The sequence below is a fragment of the Latilactobacillus sakei genome (assembly GCA_002953655.1).
GTDB lineage: Bacteria > Bacillota > Bacilli > Lactobacillales > Lactobacillaceae > Latilactobacillus > Latilactobacillus sakei_A.
Map to the genome: position 1 here is coordinate 1,474,113 of CP025839.1, position 18,794 is coordinate 1,492,906.

Annotated in this window: 18 protein-coding genes; 6 read left to right on the forward strand and 12 right to left on the reverse strand. The window is 41.7% G+C overall.

The window, feature by feature from the left end; all coding sequences use genetic code 11:
- Positions 1-10 precede the first annotated feature (10 nt).
- The 3 genes from C0213_07360 to C0213_07370 form a co-directional block, all read right to left on the reverse strand.
- The gene (locus C0213_07360) at positions 11-553 is read right to left on the reverse strand and encodes a 5-formyltetrahydrofolate cyclo-ligase (GenBank protein ID AUX12242.1); all 543 of its coding nucleotides are present in this window, start codon (positions 551-553) and stop codon (positions 11-13) included.
- Positions 554-611: 58 nt separating this feature from the next.
- Positions 612-761, reverse strand: a complete 150-nt coding sequence (gene rpmG, locus C0213_07365) for a 50S ribosomal protein L33 (protein AUX12243.1) — start codon at positions 759-761, stop codon at positions 612-614.
- Between the two features lie 108 nt (positions 762-869).
- On the reverse strand, positions 870-2,984 hold the full coding sequence (locus C0213_07370; GenBank protein ID AUX12244.1) for a cell division protein FtsI: 2,115 nt from the start codon (positions 2,982-2,984) through the stop codon (positions 870-872).
- Between the two features lie 269 nt (positions 2,985-3,253).
- Here C0213_07370 and C0213_07375 point away from each other — a divergent pair, with 269 nt between their 5' ends.
- A complete protein-coding gene (locus tag C0213_07375) occupies positions 3,254-5,869 on the forward strand; it encodes a hypothetical protein (GenBank protein ID AUX12245.1) in 2,616 nt (871 codons plus the stop codon).
- Positions 5,870-6,060: 191 nt separating this feature from the next.
- Here C0213_07375 and C0213_07380 read toward each other — a convergent pair whose 3' ends face one another.
- On the reverse strand, positions 6,061-8,175 hold the full coding sequence (locus tag C0213_07380) for a sodium:proton antiporter (protein ID AUX12246.1): 2,115 nt from the start codon (positions 8,173-8,175) through the stop codon (positions 6,061-6,063).
- A gap of 59 nt (positions 8,176-8,234) precedes the next feature.
- A complete protein-coding gene (locus tag C0213_07385) occupies positions 8,235-9,146 on the reverse strand; it encodes a UDP-N-acetylenolpyruvoylglucosamine reductase (GenBank protein ID AUX12247.1) in 912 nt (303 codons plus the stop codon).
- A gap of 128 nt (positions 9,147-9,274) precedes the next feature.
- Between C0213_07385 and xth the strand changes: the two genes are divergently transcribed.
- Both xth and C0213_07395 read left to right on the forward strand, forming a co-directional pair.
- Positions 9,275-10,039: an exodeoxyribonuclease III gene (gene xth / locus C0213_07390; GenBank protein AUX12248.1), complete on the forward strand. Its 765-nt coding sequence runs from the start codon at positions 9,275-9,277 to the stop codon at positions 10,037-10,039.
- A 35-nt stretch (positions 10,040-10,074) separates the two neighbouring features.
- Positions 10,075-10,611 (forward strand): exonuclease, encoded by a 537-nt coding sequence (locus tag C0213_07395; protein AUX12249.1) that lies wholly within the window; start codon positions 10,075-10,077, stop codon positions 10,609-10,611.
- A 211-nt stretch (positions 10,612-10,822) separates the two neighbouring features.
- Here the strand turns inward: C0213_07395 and C0213_07400 are convergent, their stop codons facing one another.
- The 5 genes from C0213_07400 to C0213_07420 all read right to left on the reverse strand — a co-directional run bounded on the left by C0213_07400 (position 10,823) and on the right by C0213_07420 (position 14,756).
- Positions 10,823-11,731, reverse strand: coding sequence for an EamA family transporter (locus C0213_07400; protein AUX12250.1), 909 nt, complete (start codon positions 11,729-11,731; stop codon positions 10,823-10,825).
- An 11-nt stretch (positions 11,732-11,742) separates the two neighbouring features.
- Positions 11,743-12,282: an N-acetyltransferase gene (locus tag C0213_07405; protein AUX12251.1), complete on the reverse strand. Its 540-nt coding sequence runs from the start codon at positions 12,280-12,282 to the stop codon at positions 11,743-11,745.
- On the reverse strand, positions 12,260-12,724 hold the full coding sequence (locus C0213_07410) for a tRNA (adenosine(37)-N6)-threonylcarbamoyltransferase complex ATPase subunit type 1 TsaE (protein ID AUX12252.1): 465 nt from the start codon (positions 12,722-12,724) through the stop codon (positions 12,260-12,262). Before C0213_07410 ends, C0213_07405 begins: the two co-directional genes overlap by 23 nt.
- Positions 12,725-12,989: 265 nt before the next feature.
- Entirely contained in the window at positions 12,990-13,976 is a 987-nt protein-coding gene (gene pta / locus C0213_07415) for a phosphate acetyltransferase (GenBank protein AUX12253.1), read from the reverse strand.
- 90 nt (positions 13,977-14,066) lie between these two features.
- Positions 14,067-14,756: a uracil-DNA glycosylase gene (locus C0213_07420; protein AUX12254.1), complete on the reverse strand. Its 690-nt coding sequence runs from the start codon at positions 14,754-14,756 to the stop codon at positions 14,067-14,069.
- A gap of 115 nt (positions 14,757-14,871) precedes the next feature.
- On the opposite strand from C0213_07420, the gene C0213_07425 reads away from it, so the two are divergent.
- From C0213_07425 to C0213_07435, 3 genes are all read left to right on the forward strand, one after another.
- Positions 14,872-15,759 carry a Cof-type HAD-IIB family hydrolase gene (locus tag C0213_07425; GenBank protein AUX12255.1) on the forward strand — a complete coding sequence of 296 codons (888 nt, stop codon included), beginning with the start codon at positions 14,872-14,874 and terminating at the stop codon, positions 15,757-15,759.
- Between the two features lie 6 nt (positions 15,760-15,765).
- The gene (locus tag C0213_07430) at positions 15,766-16,284 is read left to right on the forward strand and encodes a hypothetical protein (GenBank protein ID AUX12256.1); all 519 of its coding nucleotides are present in this window, start codon (positions 15,766-15,768) and stop codon (positions 16,282-16,284) included.
- 128 nt (positions 16,285-16,412) lie between these two features.
- Entirely contained in the window at positions 16,413-17,144 is a 732-nt protein-coding gene (locus tag C0213_07435; protein AUX12257.1) for a hypothetical protein, read from the forward strand.
- A 72-nt stretch (positions 17,145-17,216) separates the two neighbouring features.
- On the opposite strand, the gene C0213_07440 is transcribed toward C0213_07435, so the two are convergent.
- A complete protein-coding gene (locus C0213_07440) occupies positions 17,217-18,077 on the reverse strand; it encodes a hypothetical protein (protein AUX12258.1) in 861 nt (286 codons plus the stop codon).
- Positions 18,078-18,209: 132 nt separating this feature from the next.
- On the reverse strand, positions 18,210-18,773 hold the full coding sequence (locus C0213_07445; protein ID AUX12259.1) for a GNAT family N-acetyltransferase: 564 nt from the start codon (positions 18,771-18,773) through the stop codon (positions 18,210-18,212).
- Positions 18,774-18,794: the final 21 nt, after the last annotated feature.

Below are 18,794 nucleotides of genomic sequence, written 5' to 3' on the forward strand. Positions count from 1 at the left end.
CTTCTCCTTCTTAAGCCGTAATAATGTGCTTCAGTTTAACATCAAATTGATCAACTGACCAATTTGCTACCTTCACTTGTTGTGGCTTTAAAGCGAGCGCAACGGTCGTCATCTGATGGGCTGCCAGATAGCGGTCGTAATAGCCACCACCAAAACCGACCCGCCAACCATCAAGACTAAAGACAACCCCCGGTACAATCATTAAATCCGGTACAATTGCCTCGCCAGTTGCCTGCGGTTCTAGAACACCAAAGGCACTTCTTTCAAGAACCGTTGTTGGTGTCAACTCATAAAAGGCCATCTGACGCTTAGGTAAGGTTCTCGGCACCACAACCCGTTTACCCGCTACTTGTGCGGCTTCGATAATGGGCTGTGTTGCGACTTCAATCGGTTGATTAAGCGTCAGTCCTATCACAGTTGCCGATTGAAAAGCCGCACTATCAATTAATTTTTGCAATAAGATGGCTTCTTGCTGCTGTTTGTCAGCTGGTTGTTGGGACAAACTCGCTAAAGCTGCCAAACCTTGTTGTCGGACTTGTTGCTTAGTTTGCACGAAGACCCCTCCTAACAAAAAAAGCCCGGGCAAGCGCCCCGGCTTTTTTTATGCGTCACTATTTAGTTTCGCGGTGTAAAGTTACTTTGCGTTCGCGTGGGCAATATTTCTTTAATTCCAAGCGATCTGGATTGTTACGTTTATTTTTGTTTGATAAGTAACTACGTTCGTGACATTCTGTACATTCCATTGTAATGTGAACACGCATTGATATAGCCTCCAAGCTGTAAGTAAATTTCTAAAAAACTGTTTAATTCTTAGACTCTTAGTATCATACCATTTTTTCTAGTATCTGAAAAGGTTAATTCGCAATATTTCATTTTGAAATATTATTTAATTTATAGTAATCGGTAATCATTTCACGCGCCAACAAGGTATTGTAGTGCCCTTCATCGGATGTCAAGTTAGGGAAAACAATCGCGATGGCCACTTGTGGATCGTTATATGGGGCGAACCCAACCAGACTTGATGTGACGGTTTCTACTTGCTTGCTGGTTGAATCATTTGGATCTTCACGTGCAAATGATTGCGCGGTCCCGGTTTTAGCACCAAAGGTTGGTTTGATATCCTTCAAGGTATGCGCTGTTCCCCAGGCATTAGTCCCGTTGACAACGTTGTACATCCCTTCTTTAACCACGTTAAAGTACGATTTTGGTGCATTAATCGTATTCAAGACTGTTGGACTAGTCTTAGATTCAAGTTTGCCTAGATTTCCATCCGTCCCTGTTTGTTGAATGGAATCCACCAAATAAGGTTTCATCCGGTTACCGCCGTTAGCAATTGTTGAAATATATTGTGCCAATTGAATTAAGGTATAGGCATCGTAGTTACCGTAGGATAAATCCAGTGCGGAACCAGAAGCTGTATTACCCTCAGCCGTTAAAGTTGGCCCTTCAATCCCTTTTGCTTCGCCTGGTAAATCGATACCCGTTTTTTGGCCTAAACCAAATTGATTAAAGTAGCCGCGCATTTTCGTAAAGATATCCGGTGAAATTTGAATTTCTTGGTGTGGTACATACTTCGCTTTCCCTTCACGTAATGCTAGTTGCATCATATAAATATTGGAAGAAACTTCTAAGGCTGATTGTGCTGATAATGCCCCAAAGGTGCCAACTGGGTAGACAGATTTCTTAACTGGAGTCCCTGGTAAATAAATTGGCGTATCGGGCAAGGTATTATTACTTGGTGAAATAACACCGTCCATCATCCCGCCCATCACTGTGGCCCCTTTGACAGCAGACCCCATGACGAAGGTACGATTGATAACCCCTAGTGCATCATCGCTAGCTTGCTTAGTAGTACGGTCGTTTTGTTCACCAGCCATTGCTAAAATCGCCCCTGTTTTAGGGTTCATTGCAACCGCATAAGCACCATCAGAGTATGTCGTTGCGCCAGCAGCGACTGCTTTGGCGTAAATTTTCTTCAAGGCTGCTTCCACTTTTGTCTGGTAGGCTTGATCGATGGTTAAGTTTAAATTACTCCCTTTTTGGCCTTTGAAGAGCACTTTACTTGAGAGAATTTGGTTGTTATTACCAACTTCCACTTGGGTTTGTGATTTAGAGCCATGCAAAATACTTTCGTATTGCTTTTCTAAATAACTAGTCCCAACCCGGTCGTTTCGTGAATAACCTTGGGCTAGTAACGAGTTGATCCCATCTTCTGGCAACCCTTGTTCTTCTGTTGAAACATGCCCGATAATACTGCGCATTGAATCACCGTTAGGATATGAGCGTTCCCAATCGGTCCCGACATTAATCCCAGGTAAGCTGGTTAAATGTTCACTAATTTCAGCAATTTCTTTATCCGTGACATTGTCATTCTTGATGTAAACTGTTGAGAGTTGATAAGCACCACTCATGATTTTAAAAATCGCTGCGGCTTGTTTTTGCTTATCTGATAAGCCAGTAAATGACTTTTCAACAAGATCAATTGTTGATTGATAAACTGTCTTATCCGGAATCTTAGAACCATCGGCCGCTACTTTTTTAGATTTTGGTAAGCGGGCATTCCATTTTTTAAGATTCTTCGGATTGCTGAGGTAATAATCAATCTGATCACGTTCTGTCAACGTATCTAACTTATCGATGGTTAGATATTTCGTTAACTGATTGGCCTCAGCATACATTTTATCCGCCAAGACGTTCATATTCTTCGTATACGTAATGGCTGATTTAGCACTGTTGCCGACCAACACACGCCCCTTGGCATCCAAAACCATCCCACGGGGGACATTGCCGGTCACGATTTTTTTATCGGTACTATTGACCATCGCCTGATAACTCGCACCGTTTAAGACTTGCAAGCGTCCCAATTGAATAATTAAGGCTGCAAATAATACAAAAACGATAAAAAATAGGAAGTTAAGTCTGAATGGAATATGGGATCTCTCCCGATTTCTCTTGGTTTTTTTCTTCATAATTTTCACGGACAATCAGTTACTCCTTATTATTAGGCTTTTTGAAAAAGCCTTGCGATTCTTTATTTAAATCTTAATAAAATAAGATTGTTATGGACAGCATATACTTCATTGGTTAAGTTTAGCAAAATTATTCATAACAAGCTATGCCCAATCTCTAAATTTAAGTGAGATTATGGTATCCTAAAGAGGATTAACATTACTGTTATATTTTACAGCTTTTCCGCATTAAAAGCTGTTCATCAAACTAATTTTTAGATTTTTTTATTAATTGGAGGTTTCTCGTGACTCGATTATACACTTTTTTACGACGCCACTACGCGTTAGGCCTTAGCTTCTTGTTACCTTTTGCCATTATTTTTATTTATGGTTTAAGTCGTCATGTCTTTCCGTTTGGCGGTCAAACAATTATGACTGTCGATTTAGGACAGCAGTACATCGACTTTTTTGCCTATTTTAGAACGACACTACTCCAGCATCCCGACACCTTCTTTTATTCATTTGCCAAAGGGCTCGGCGGCGATATGTTGGGTGTTTGGGCCTACTATTTAATGAGCCCGTTTAACCTACTGGTCTTATTAACCCCTGGTAAATGGTTGAGCTTTGGTGTTTGGCTGATGGTATTGCTCAAATATGGTTTTAGTGGGTTGAGTTTTGCCTACTATCTCAAGAAAAGTCGCCTGCTAAATGGTTGGTGGCTCCCAACGCTCAGTTTGACCTATGCACTATCTGGCTTTGCAATCGCCAACCAATTTAACGTGATGTGGTTAGACGCCATGATTTGGCTACCATTAGTCGTTTTGGGCATCGAACAGCTCTTTGAGCGCCAGCGTTTTTGGTTGTACCCGCTTAGCTTAGCGGCTTTATTAATTATCAACTATTATATGGGTTACATGGTTTGTTTATTTGTAGTTGCCTATTTTTTCTGGGCGAGTGTCCATCATTTTAAAACTTGGCGCCAAACTTGCCTCGTCTACCTCAAATTCGCCGGTGGTTCACTTCTAGCTGGGCTATTAGCCGCTTGGTTATTATTACCAACCTTCTTCCAATTGACCCAGAGTAAGGGTCAATACACGATTCAAAAGATCCATTGGAAAATTGAGTATAACCCGCTTAAAATTCTCTCTAAATTAGTGGTTGGGAATTTTAATTTTGATCAAATGCCAAAAGGTGAACCCAATATTTTTGTGGGCAGTCTGATTTTAATTGGTTTTATCGCCTATTTTCTAACCCGCAAGATTCCGATTAAAGAACGCTTGGCTGCATTATTGGTAACTGGATTTCTTGGTCTATCACTGTGCTTTGAACCGCTCGATTTACTCTGGCATGGCATGCAATTCCCAGTTTGGTATCCTTATCGTTTCTCTTATGTCATCAGCTTCTGGCTAATCGTTTTAGCTATTCAGCGATTGCATTATCAACCACAGTTCAAGTGGTACAGCTTGCTCGCACCACTTCTACTACTGGCCGCATCGCTTGCTTATACTTTCAAACACGTCAAAACATTTTCAGCATTATCCGAACGACAAGTACTCCTTAGCCTTGGCTTTTTAATCGCTGTCAGTTTGATTTTAATGTTACCAGCTCGTTTCAAACGCTATACTGCTGTCTTTTTATTACTCGTTACTGGTGGTGAAATGACTGCCAATGCAGTTCTCAGTTTGAATCAAATTAGCTACGTTTCCCAAAAGGATTACGCTGATTACACCGAACAACTCCAATCAGCAGTCGCCGCTGTCCCGAATAAGGTGCCGTTCCAACGCATTGGTAAAACGTTCATGCGGACTAAAAATGATCCAATGCAAGCCAATTATTTCGGGGGTTCCCACTTTAATTCGATGTTGGAGCCGAGCTATCCCAAATTCATGGGCAGTATCGGTGAGCCAGCTGGTGACGGTTCCGTGGCCGATACTAACCAAACAATGTTCACCGATGCTTTACTAGGTTATCGCTATTACCTCAACAGTACCAGTGTTCAAGCAACCGTGCCGCGCAGTACCAACAAACCTGATTTAAGTGACTATCGCCAAATCAAGCAAAATGGCCAGATTGCCATTTATCAAAATGATAATGCATTACCACTGGGTTTTGCGGCTTCTGATAAAGTGCTTAAACATAAGGTCACGGCGGACTATCCAATTCTTGAACAGGGCAACATTGCAACCAAGCTAACGGCTAATCCAACACTTGGTAATCAATTATTCACCCTTCAATATTTCAACACCGTTGCTTACCAAAATACTAAACAAAAACCGAAGTTAAACGAAACCTTCCTCCGCATCAATTCTAAAAAAGATGCGCACGTGACTTATACCTTCACCCCAACAACCAATGATCCCTACTATTTAACGCTGGGATCAAGTCTCGAAAAGAACGCTGTACGTTTAACATTAAACGGTCAGCCGATTACGCAATACGATACCTTCAGAGATACCGTTGCGCTTAACTTAACTAACAAGGCCCTCGGGAAACCGCAAACGTTAGACATTGCCTTTTCAAAAGATGAGATTTGGCTTCAAAACATCAATCTCTATAGTCTTAACTTGGAAACCCTAAGCAAGATTACCACGCAATTAAAACAATCACCGTTGCATATTAAACATTTTTCAAATACAAATATCCGCGGTGATATCACGATCAAGCATAAAAACCAAGTCTTGATGACGACGATTCCTGATGCGCCTGGCTGGCAAGTAACCGTCGACAACCACCCCGTGAAGGCAGCCAAAGGACTCAAGAACTTCATTGCGGTGCCATTAAAAGCTGGCCATCATCAAATCCAACTAACTTACCGGCCTCCTTATTTCAGACTAGGCCTTCTAATCTCAGTTGTTTCGGCATTAATGGCAATCTTAATCGCGATTATAACGCGCTATTTTAGAAGAAGACGACTGTTTTAAAAAAGAAGAGTGTAGCATAAGTCGGGTATATTCTGAGGATTAACAGAGAGCGGCGGATAATTGCGTTAGCAATTATTCGTCGTTCGGCATTAACCACAGGAATATGACTTATAGAACACGTTTAGACAAATCATATTTAAACAACATAAAAAAGACGTTCAGACAAAATTAATTTTGCCTGAACGTCTTTTTTATTCCGTATCTGTGTCCGCTAAGATCAACGCGTTTTCAGCGTAGTTAATGTCCTTGCGCAACTCGTCCGCTAATTCCCATGAAATCTTATGCTGCTCCAATAATTCTTGAATTGCAAGTCGTTCACTGGTTAGCGCCTTAATTCGTAATTTTTGAAGTTGTTGTTCATAAATATCCGTCTTCGTATGGCCGATATTTTTCATATTTTCGATTTGATTCCGGTAACGAATGATAATTTGATAAATCACCTGGCGATTATAATGATGTTGCCGGTTTTCAGGTTGTTTCAAGAAATAAGACAATTGCTTGATCCCCGCTTTCGCCATTTCTCGTTCAGTCGTCCGCCATTCAATTAAGGCCGCTGAAGATTTCTGCGTTGTTTTTAACCGCAACAGCAACCGTTTAATAGTTGATATTCCCCGGTAAAACATTAATTGAACGTGCCGCCAACTAAAATTACTACCAATCACCGATAAGGCAATTTGTTTTTGCCGTAATTTACGTTTACCTCGACGGTAAGTTTTAGCAGTGATTTCACCATCTGAACGTAGCGTTTCTAATTTTTGCCGTTCGCCCTCAAATGCCACTTGCCGCAAAATTAACTCTTCTGCAATTAACGGTGGTAAATCATCACCTTCAGTTTGCTCGTTTTGTTGATTTTCAAGGCGGCGCATCATCAGTTGATATTCCGCAATCAAATCTAGGGCCGCTCGATTATTTTCAATATGGCGTTGTGCTTCAACTGCAGCAACTGCAACTCGGTACATATAAATTTTAGCATCAAACTCGCTTAATAATTGATCATCAACTGGTACAAGCGCCGCTTCATCACTGGCTTCTTCATGGGCAGTCCCTCGTAATTCAATCGGTGTTCTCACCTTAGTTAATAACGGGATGAAGATAATTGCCATTACTAAACTAACGATAATCACCCCAGCTGCGATAAATAGCATTAAGCCCCGCTCTGGAAACGGCGATCCATCAGCAAGCACAGTCGGTACAGAAAGCACCCCGGCCATCGTAATGGCGCCCCGCACACCTGAAAGCCCTGAAAGAACTGAAATTTTAAGGTTATCTTTTAATGGCTTCGGATTCGATTTATTGGTGTACAACAAGTAACTCAATGTCCAACAGGTTCGAATTAGAATTAGAATGCCCCAAACCGCTAATACCAAGAGAATTTCTTCTCCCGTATTAATCAGTGGACTATGCACCGTCCCTCTCATCGCAACCGGCAGTTCAATCCCTAAGATTAAAAAGACAAGGCCGTTTAATAAATAAACGCCAATCGACCATGTTTGTTCCGTCACCAATTTTAATTCCGGTAAATAATCTAAGTAGATATTGCGACTTGCATGACTAATAATCCCGGCCACAACCACGGCAATCACGCCGGAAGCATGGAGTAAATCTTCAACGACTAGATAAATCACAAAAGGCGTAATCAATTGTAAGACGGTGTGAAAAACAACATCTTCAATCCCTTGTTGCAACATAAAGAGCCGAATAAAATGGATGACATACATCAACACCATCCCGGCCAGTGCGCCGACAATACTGATATATAAGAAATCGCCCGCAGCTTGTTGTAGCGAGAAGTATCCGGTAACCGCGGCGGCAATCCCATACTTGAAACTAATCAAGCCACTGGCATCGTTAATCAAACTTTCACCACTAACCAAATGTAAAACACGTGGCGGTAAGTCAGCTTGTTCTGAAATCGACTGAACTGCCATCGGATCCGTTGGTGATAAAATAGCAGCTAACGCAAAACTCGCTGCCAATGGCATCTTAGGCACTAGCAAATGAATTGCTAAGCCCCCAACCAAGGTGGTGACAAATACTAAGAAAATCGCATTCCCAATAATCGGTCCTCGCAACGCCCATAGTTCCCGCTTAGGAAACCGACGGCCGTCGTTAAACAACAACGGCGCGACAAACACTAACATAAACCAATCTGTTTTTAATGGAATCTCAACTGAAAAAAGTAGCGCCACCAACAAGCCCAATCCAATTTCAATCAGGCTGACTGGCAGTCGTGGTACATAGTGACCGATGATATTAGCGACAATCAACAGCATCACTAACAAAATAACAGCTTCAATGATAGCCATCTAAATCCCTCACTTTCATGCAAAAATAGGGGTCGTACAATGACTGGCCCCCATTTTTACTATTCTGATTTTTTGCCGATAATCCGCACTTCCGGTTCAAGGCGAACTTCGAATTTATCCCAAATTTTTTCTTGAATATACGCAATGAGTGTTAAATAATCGGTAGCAGTTGCGCCCCCGCGATTAACAATAAAGCCTGCGTGCTTTTCTGAAACTTGCGCGCCCCCAATTTGATGGCCTTGAAGGCCTGCTTTTTGAATCAACGGCCCTACAAAATGGCCCACTGGGCGTTTAAAAACACTCCCGCATGACGGATATTCCAACGGTTGTTTAGCAGCGCGCAATGCGTTTAACTCATCCATTTTTTCACGGATGGTTGGGGCAACCCCTTTGGCCATTTCAAAGCGGGCTGACAAAACAATACTCCCATTTTCTTGGATCAAACTATGCCGGTACCTGAAATTTAATTCGGCGTTGGTTAACGTTTCAATTTCGTTATCCTGCGTTAAAATTTCGGCAGAAGTTAAGACGTCACTGATTTCACCACCGTAGGCCCCAGCATTCATGAAGACCGCACCCCCAACGCTTCCAGGAATACCAGCTGCAAATTCTAACCCCGTTAAACTGCCACTGTAAGCCGCTTCAGAGGTTTGAATAATCCCAGCACCAGCTTGTGCAACTACGGTTGTATCTTGCACATCGATTTGCTTCATAGCGGTCAGGATAATCACCAAGCCACTAATCCCAGCATCACGCACAATTAAATTACTAGCGTTACCAATCACCGTAATTGGTAATTCATTTTGCTTAGCGGCGACTAATAATTGGCGCACTTCAGGAACTGACGTTGGCAAGGCTAATAAGTCAGCTGGACCACCGGTTTTGGTAAAAGTATACTTACTTAAAGGTTCATTAGTTTTAACATTAATCGTTTGATTTGCTTCTAAAAATGCGTTGATTTGACTTAACACGGCTGTCGTTCCTCTCAAATAATCTTATTCTAGTTTAACAAAGTAGACCGTAATTGAACAGTCAACACTTCTTTTGCGTAATTATGCATAGACCGTTAAAATATAGGATAGAAACGAGGCGAAGCGCTATGAAATTTATCTCTTGGAATGTTAATGGCTTACGAGCCGTCTTAAAAAAAGATTTTATGACCATCTTTGAACAATTAGATGCTGATTTTTTCTGTCTACAAGAAACAAAAATGCAAGCTGGTCAAGTTGAACTTGATTTACCCGGCTATCATCAATATTTCAATTATGCTGAGAAAAAAGGTTATTCTGGTACAGCTATTTTTACGAAACATGAACCACTCAATGTCACTTATGGTATTGATCAACCCGAACATGACCAAGAAGGTCGTGTGATTACTTTAGAGTATCCTCAATTTTTCTTGGTCACTTGCTATACCCCTAACTCACAAAGCCAATTGAAACGGCTAGATTACCGCATGACTTGGGAGGAAGCATTTAGAGCCTATGTGCAACAACTTAACACGCAAAAACCGGTTATTTTCTGTGGCGATTTAAACGTGGCCCACAAAGCAATTGATTTAAAAAACGATCGAACTAATCACAAGAGTGCCGGCTTTTCTGATGAAGAACGGGCCCAAATGACGACGCTCCTTCAATCCGGCTTCACAGACACCTTCCGTTACTTCTATCCTGACCAAACTGATATTTATTCATGGTGGAGCTATCGATTCCATGCACGTGACAACAATGCCGGCTGGCGGATTGATTATTTCATCACTTCTGATGAGCTCCAACCAAAATTAATAGATGCCAAAATCCATACGGAAATTTACGGATCTGATCATTGTCCTGTGGAACTTGACACACAAGATTTATTCGCTTAAAATAAGCAAACTTCAAATAAAGCGAGGTAGAAACAGTGAATTTCGTTGCAATGGATTTTGAAACAGCGAATGGGCAACGCGACAGTGCTTGTTCAATCGCACTGACAGTTGTTCGTAATGACCAAATTGTCGATCAATTTTATACCCTCATTAAACCTGAGACTTATTTTAGTGCGCGTAATAGCCAGATTCATGGTATTTATGCAGAAGATGTCGCCCAAGCACCTAAGTTTAATCAAGTTTGGCCACACATCGCGCCCTTTTTCACACCGCAAAAACTAGTTGTGGCGCACAATGCCACCTTTGATATTGGTGTCCTTCGTAGTACGCTCCAACACTATGACATCCCAGAACCCCACTATTTAGCCCTCGACACATTGACAACCAGTCGTCGACTCTATCCCCAATTTGAAAATCACAAGTTAAATACGCTATGTACCAACCTAGAAATTCCACTCGAAAATCACCACAACGCACTAGCTGACAGTATCGCATGCGCCAAAATTCTGATTAAAGAAGCACAAGAATTTGGTACAGACCCACTAAAACAGGTCACAAAAATAATCGGCTAGCGTGCAGTTCAAAGCGGTTTAATCCTACCAACAAAAGAGGCTATCGGTAACTGAAATGGTTACTGATAGCCTCTTTATTAGCAATGGTGGATTAAAGCTCAATCAACATTAAGGTGTGTCATTAATACATTTAACCATTAGCAATCGCACTAATGATTAAATAGCTTTTTATCCACTAATAATTGTACCACATTTACTTTATTACGTTAACTTATTTTTTGCTGATTCCGCGGCGATTTCCAAAACTAAGGATGAAAACTGTGCTGATAACGAGCAAGCCGCCGAGGACTTCCCAATGATTAAAACTCGTTTTTAAAAATAACACCGTCCCGATTGTCGCAGCTAAGGGTTCAAAAGTATTCAATAAACCGGCCGTTGTGGGGGTAATGTAATTCAAACTCCCTAAAAAGCATAAATTAGCCAAAGCTGTCCCAAAAATGGCAATAAATAAGACACTAATAACGGTCGCCATCGTCAGCGGTGGTGTCTCCACCCAGAATGGATGAATTACATTAAATAACACACCACCAATCAACATTGCCCAGGCTACAATCACTAACGTATCGTACTTTTGAAATAGTTTCCCTGGAATTAACGTGTTTAACGCCCCGGAAAAGCCGAGGTACAACCCAAGTCCTAAAGCGGCCCCGGAAATCGATAATTGTGTCAATTGTCCCTTAGTGACCAATAACCAAGTCCCTAATAAAGCGACGATAACGGCGATTAGTTCGGACCGACTCGGCTGCTTATGATAAATCACCAAACTGATGATAATAATCATAACCGTCCCTAATTGCTGCAAAATCGTCGTGGTTGGCGCGTTGCTGGCTTGAATCGTTAAAAAATAAGCGTATTGAACAGCTGATAAGCCCAAGATGGCAAAGGCCAACAAACGCCCCGCATCCCGCGGCTGATGCCAGACTGCCGTCACGGACTTAGGTTGTTTTACGATGGCATAGCCTAACAAGAAAAGACCTGAAAGCCCCATCTTAACGCCCATCAGCCATTCCGGTGCAATCGATGTATCTGTGAATAACCATTGTGAAACCGGACCTTGAATCCCCCAAAAAATCGATCCTAAAATTGCTAAATAAATTCCTTTTATGCGTTGTTGTGCCACTATAAAATCTCCTACTCTATATTAATCAAGCGGACCATTTGTAATACTGGCAGCATGCCGACTGCCGGATCGTAATAGCCCGCTTTTAACTGGGCTTCGACTTGAAAACCCAATTGTTGGTAAAGTTGAATCGCACGTTGATTCCGTTCCTGGACCGTTAGCATGATCCGGCGTGGTTGCCCACTAGCACTGATTGCCTGTAATAATGCCGTTAATAACTGGGTGCCAATTTTTTGGCGCCACTGCGCTTTTAAAACAGCAACACTCAATTCGCCAATATGTTGCAAACCCGGTTCAGGTTCGCTCACTAGACGAGCAGCGCCCACAATTACAGGGCCGTCAACTGCTACCCATAAGGCATCATTTACGCTGTCAACAACTGACTGCAACATCAGTTCACAAAACGCTTCAGACATTGCTAGATTTTCGGTGGCAACTGGTAAGAACGGCGTTTCCTGCACGACTTGCTTTAAAAAACATAAATAAGCCCGTGCATCCGTCACCTGCACAGGCCGAATCACTAAAGATTTAGTTGTCAAAACTAGCCGCAATCAAGGCTGTGTAGCGCGCACCGTGCGGTTCAAAAACAAGCGTCCGCATTTGATCGTCATCGTCATTTTTATTGAAATGAATCGTCAAGTAATCACTGGGTAGTTCATCAGCAATAAATTGACTCCATTCGATGACCGAAACGCCATCGCCATCAAAGTATTCCTCTAAACCAAGATCACTGGCACCAGTTTCTTCTAACCGATAAACATCCATATGATAAAGCGGAATCCGGCCATCTGGATATTCTCGTATCAAGGTAAACGTAGGACTTTTGATATAGCGTTTAATATCCAAGCCTTCCGCTAATCCCTTCGTGAAAGTTGTTTTACCAGCACCTAAATCGCCATCGAGTAGTAAAACATCGCCCGCTTGTAATTGACGCCCTAATTTTTTAGCAATCGTAATCGTTTCTTCTGGTTGCGTTGTTTGAAATTCTAACATAATTCGCCTCATTCTATTGACTCTTTGTCTGCATTATACCGAAAAATAACACCGGTGGAAAGGATTGGTATTCAAAATGCGCATTAAAAAAAGACCAAGATAAATTATCTTGATCTTTAGGAATCACTTTCAAAGTCACTCTTATTGAAACGTGTCTTTGAAAGTAGATTCCTATGCTTTGCTACGTCCCGCAAATAATCGACTAAAGTCGCTTATTCACTGGACTAGGCAAATGCTCGGAATCTAACCACTTTCAAAGTCACTCTTAATTTTGTAGTGCTTGGGCTGCTGTGATGATGGCTAACTTGTAGACATCTTCTTCGTTGCTCCCACGTGATAAATCTGAGATTGGTTTATTTAAGCCTTGTAAGATGGGGCCGATTGCTTCGAAGTTACCGAAACGTTGGGCAATCTTGTAGCCAATGTTCCCTGATTGTAATTCTGGGAAAACAAAGACGTTCGCTTGACCTGCCACTTTTGAATCTGGGGCTTTTTGGTTAGCAACCACTGGGACATAAGCGGCATCGAATTGTAATTCACCGTCAATGTCTAAGTCAGGTGCTAATTCTTGAGCAATCTTGGTTGCTTCTTGGACCTTGGTCACTTCTTCGCCACGGGCAGAGCCCATTGTTGAAAAGCTCAAAAGCGCCACTTTAGGATCAATATCAAATAATTCAGCGGTGCGTGCTGAAGCCACCGCAATTTCTGCTAATTCTTGCGCATTTGGATTGATGTTGATGGCACAGTCTGAGAATAAATAACGTTCGTTGTCGCGGCCACGTTGCATGATGAACGCGCCACTTGTCCGTTGAATGCCAGGTTTGGTTTTGATAATTTGAAGGGCTGGACGGACTGTATCACCAGTTGAGTGAACAGCCCCTGAAACCATCCCATCGGCCAAATCAAGATAAACCATCATGGTGCCAAAATAATTAGGATCTTGTAAAATGGTTTGGGCTTGTTCTGTCGTTGCTTTGCCTTTACGACGTTCAACAAAAGCGGCTACCATTGTGTCAAAATCTGCTTGAGGATACGCTTTAGGATCAATAATTGTAATCCCTGTAAGATTAAACCCTTTGGCAGATGCAATGCTTTGAATATCGGCTGCATCCCCGATTAAAATTGGTTTTAAAATTCGGTCAGCATTCAAACGGGCTGCTGCACCAATAATTCTAGGTTCTGTTCCTTCAGGAAAAACAATCTTAAAATCATGACTCGTAATTTTTGCTTTCAAACTTTCAAATAAATCCAAAATAGTAACCTCCATAAAAGCGTTTTATTTATAATCTGATACAATCATACAACGTTTCTTATCGTCCGACAAGTCAATAATGAGAGCGTTTTATTTTTGTTCAGAAACGTCTTGTGGTAATTGCCAATTAATGGGCGTCATTGCCCACTGTTTTAACTGCTGATTTGTTTGTGAAAATGGTTTGGAACCAAAAAAGCCATGATAGGCTGCTAGCGGACTTGGATGAACAGCCGTTAACACCACATTTTGACTTTCATCAATTAAGGCCCGTTTTGCCTTGGCCGCATTGCCCCATAAAATAAAGACCACATGCCCGCGTTTTGATAAAGCCGCGATCGCCGCATCAGTTAGTTGTTCCCAACCTTGTTGGCGATGAGAATTAGCTTGACCAGCTCGGACAGTCAACACAGTATTCAATAGGAAAACACCTTGATCTGCCCAGGCCTTCAAATAGCCATGATTGACAGGGATAAATCCGACATCCGTTTGTAATTCCTTATAGATATTCTTCAATGACGGTGGCACTTTAACCCCTGGTAATACTGAAAAACTGCACCCGTGCGCTTGGTGGGGGCCGTGATAAGGGTCTTGGCCTAATATGACAACCTTCACCTGTTCAAATGGTGTCCACTCAAAAGCTTGAAAAATATGATGCATTTCCGGATAAACCACAGTCGTTGCGTATTCTTGTTTCAAGAATTGGTGCAACTGACCATAATAAGGTTTGGCAAATTCTGGTGCTAAGACAGTTTGCCAATCATTATGAATAATTGTTTTCATTTTTTCACCTCACCGATTAGTTTATCTTGTTTTAACACAAGTTGCTAGAAGAATGTGCCCGCCCATGCTAAGATATAATTAAGTCTTTAAAAATACGTTTTCAGGAGGAATTGATTTGATTTCACTTATCGCATCTGACATGGACGGTACCCTTTTAAATGATAAAATGCAGGTTTCTGACGGTAACATCAACGCCATCAAAGCAGCTCAAGACGCTGGGATTGAATTCATCGTCGCTACCGGGCGCAGTCGCAACGAAGCACTGCCACTAATGGCTGAAGGTGGTATCAAACCAGCCTTAATCACTATGAATGGCGCTCAAGTTTTCGATCAATTGGGCAACGAAGTCATCAACATTCCAATTGAACCGGCTACTGTCGTGGCAGTTACGGATGAATTACGCGCTAGTGGTTACTACTTTGAATTGATGACCACTGCTGGTAATTACTCTGACAGCCAAGTCAATCGGATCCAAAACGTGGCCGACTTATTAGTCGACCTTAATCCTGATACCAGTTATAAAATTGCCGTTGCCCTAGCTGCAGCGCGCCTAGAATTAATGAATATCAACTATGTCGATGATCATTATGCCGGCATTATTGCCGATCCAACCATCAAAATTGTTAAAATTATTGCCTTTAGTACCAAAGGCCTCGCTGATCTAGAACCCGTGAAGGTTTTCTGTGAAGAACGCGGTGATTTAATTGTCACCTCTTCTTCAAGCAATAACATCGAAATCAACCATATCAATGCACAAAAAGGGATTGCCCTTGCAGCCTATGCCAAAGAAAAAGGAATTCCAATGTCTGAAACAATGGCAATCGGTGATAATCTCAATGATTATTCCATGATCGAAGCAGCTGGCATCGGGGTGGCAATGGCTAATGCGGTCCCAACAATTACCGACTTAGCCAATTATCATACTGCTAAGAATACGCAGGATGGTGTTGCCCAAGCCATTTATCACGCGATTGATATTAACCAAGCATCTGAGAAGAAGTGATGGGTTATGCCTGATTTATACATTAAGCATCAAGCAAGCGCCTTAAAAGGGGTTTCAACGATTATGGATGACCACCAACGGCCCCTGTTCTTACTCGTTGGTAATCGTGGCTTACGTCAAGATGGTTTTTCACTGTACCAACTATCAGGTGAATTACTCGGTGAAATCAAACAAAAATCACTTGGCTTTTCACCCAGTTTTGAACTATTCCAAGATGGCCAATCAATTGGCAGCCTCCAAAAAATTTGGGGCGTTTGGCGCGAATTCGTCTATGTCAAAAATCTTAATTGGCTAATTATGGGGGATTTAATTCAAAATCAATATCGCATCATCTATCATACCCAGACCATTATGCAAACCAGCGTTATCTTGACCAGTGCCGGCCCAACTTTCAAATTAACGATTGCCAAAGAGGCTGATCAAGTCTCTTGTATCCTGATTGCGGCCGTTTTGAATCATTGGGTTTATACCCAACCAAAAGCCTTCATTCGTAAACTAGCCCCTAACACACTTCGCTTTAGTTAAGTACATGAGCCACCGTCAAAAGCGGTGGCTTTTTTGCTGCCCAACGTTAAATTCATAAAAATTTGCGTCTCCTTTTTATAATTGGTATAGTTGAATATGTTATTTTTAAAATTAAAGGGGTCTTTACAATGCCAACTGGCGTCATTATTAATTCATTATCCGTCTTATTCGGCGGTATTATCGGTGGTTTACTGGGTGATAAACTATCCGCTAGATTTAAAACAGAGATCACTTTAATCTTCGGTGTTTGTTCAATGGGGATGGGCATCAATGCCATTGTCGTGATGCAAAATATGCCAGCCGTTATCCTCGCCATTGTTTTAGGAACCGGCATTGGTTTAGCCGTTCACTTTGGTCACTGGATTGATCGCGGCGCCATTTTAATGGAAAAGCCAATCTCCAAATTATTCCCTGTTCGTAATACCACTTTAACCGATGCTGAATTTATTTCAGCCCTCGTCACCGTCATTGTTTTATTTTGTGCTGGCGGCACCGGTATCTATGGGACGCTTGATGCCGGTATGACCGGTAATAGCACCATCCTGATTTCCAAATCAGTGCTCGATTTCTTCACCGCTGCAATTTTTGCTTGCAACTTAGGCTACGTCGTTTCGGCGATTGCTATCCCACAATTTATTATCTTCTATATTATTTTCTTACTCGCTAAATTAATCTTCCCATTAACCAATCCCAGCATGATTGCTGATTTCAAAGCCTGTGGTGGCTTTTTAATGCTCGCAACTGGTTTCCGCATGGTTAAAATTAAAGAGTTCCCGATTGCGGATATGATTCCGGCGATGATCCTCGTCATGCCACTTAGCTGGCTATGGACCACAGTGATTATGCCGTTGTTATCGTAAAATTAAGATTCAGTCACCAAACTAAAAAAACGTTATTAGCATTCGTGCTAATAACGTTTTTTAGTTTAGTAGTCAATACGATACCGGATACTCGTACCGGCTTGGAATTAATTTATATGCTTCATTTGACTCATACAAATTACGAGACTGCTGGTTTTCTAACTCAATTTCATACAGACTACCCACTGGAAAATTCCGAATTATGTCTATGGGTAAATATTTCTGCATCATTGGTTCAGATAGTCCCTCATCGTCGGATTCAATCAAATCAGCGAGCATCCCCGTTGACATCTCTTTTACCGGAATATATTTTTTAATATAAAAATAAGTTCTACTATTCGTCTGTCGGCTTAGCCACTGGATTCTTTCTTTGAATGGTCTCGTTTTTAGCCACGGATAATGCTCCAAAAAACGACGCCAAAAAGCGAGTTCAGTTGAGTAAAAGCGAATCTCCCCGCCATTGGTCAAATCATTTATTTCTGTTCTATTGGCACTTCCCTCTAATAAACCACTCAGCATTTCAGAAACTGGTTGATTGAATTCTGAATATTCGTTGGACTTCTCCAAAAGCATTGTTTCATGTTTTGATAAGTCAACAATATTAGGGGTTGTCGAAGTGCCTCGAAATGAATACTCACTATTTCCTGACATTGATTTCATATATAGTCTGGTCAAAGCCTTTTTACGTTGCGCTTTCGTCAATTTAACGGTTACGTCAAAACCACCCGCTTCATCAGCAAACATTCGATCATGCGTTATCTTAGGCGTTATCCCCAGCACGGTTCGATAATAGCGATCACCTGCCGCCACATATGGTCCGTAGCTTGCTTTTGGTACATGACACATCGTTAAAATCAGTACACCAAATAACAGCATGACGGTTAGGCAGCCAATTGAACAGCCCGTTGCACAGCTCATCGTTTTTCGCTTCATTTCTAAATGATCCCCCCAATTTTACCGTTCTATAGTTAACGCATTAAACCGCTTTTCCATTAGTATATCATGATTAAAGCAAAAGGCTCGGACAAACGTAAATTTGTCCGAGCCTTTTGCTAAAATTTTAAATTAAATTGCTTTGACCATATGTTCATAACGGTGATCGCCAATCATTAGCTCACCTTTTTTTACAAAACCCATGCGCTCATATAATTTCTTAGCACCGGGATTTTGTAAATCGACGCTCAGACTAATCATCTTCTCGCCGCGTTGTTTCAAGTAATCAGGCAAGGCCTTCAAAAGAGCGGTCCCAACACCACGGCCTTGTGCGTGTTCAGCCACAGCTAGTGTGTCTAAATACCATTCACCAGGTTGGGCTTCTTTATCCGTGAAAAAGCGTGTTTCTTCAGGTAAGCCGATTTGTGGGAAAAGTGGTGCTAATGCATCATCAATGTGGGCTTCCTTTTCTTCCGGGAAACCGACGACAATCCCTAGTATTTCACCGTCTTCTTCATAAACAAGCGTATTAGCGTAACTATATCGGTATTCCGGCATTTTAAATGCTTGTTCTAAGATCTTAAATAAATTTTCGAGCGGTATCTCCTGAAAAAGTGGCATCTCCATTTCTTCAAAAACAATATTAATAATGGGTAAGACACTTTGTGCATCTTCAATTGTTGCTTGACGAATCATTCAAAAACCTCCTTCAATATC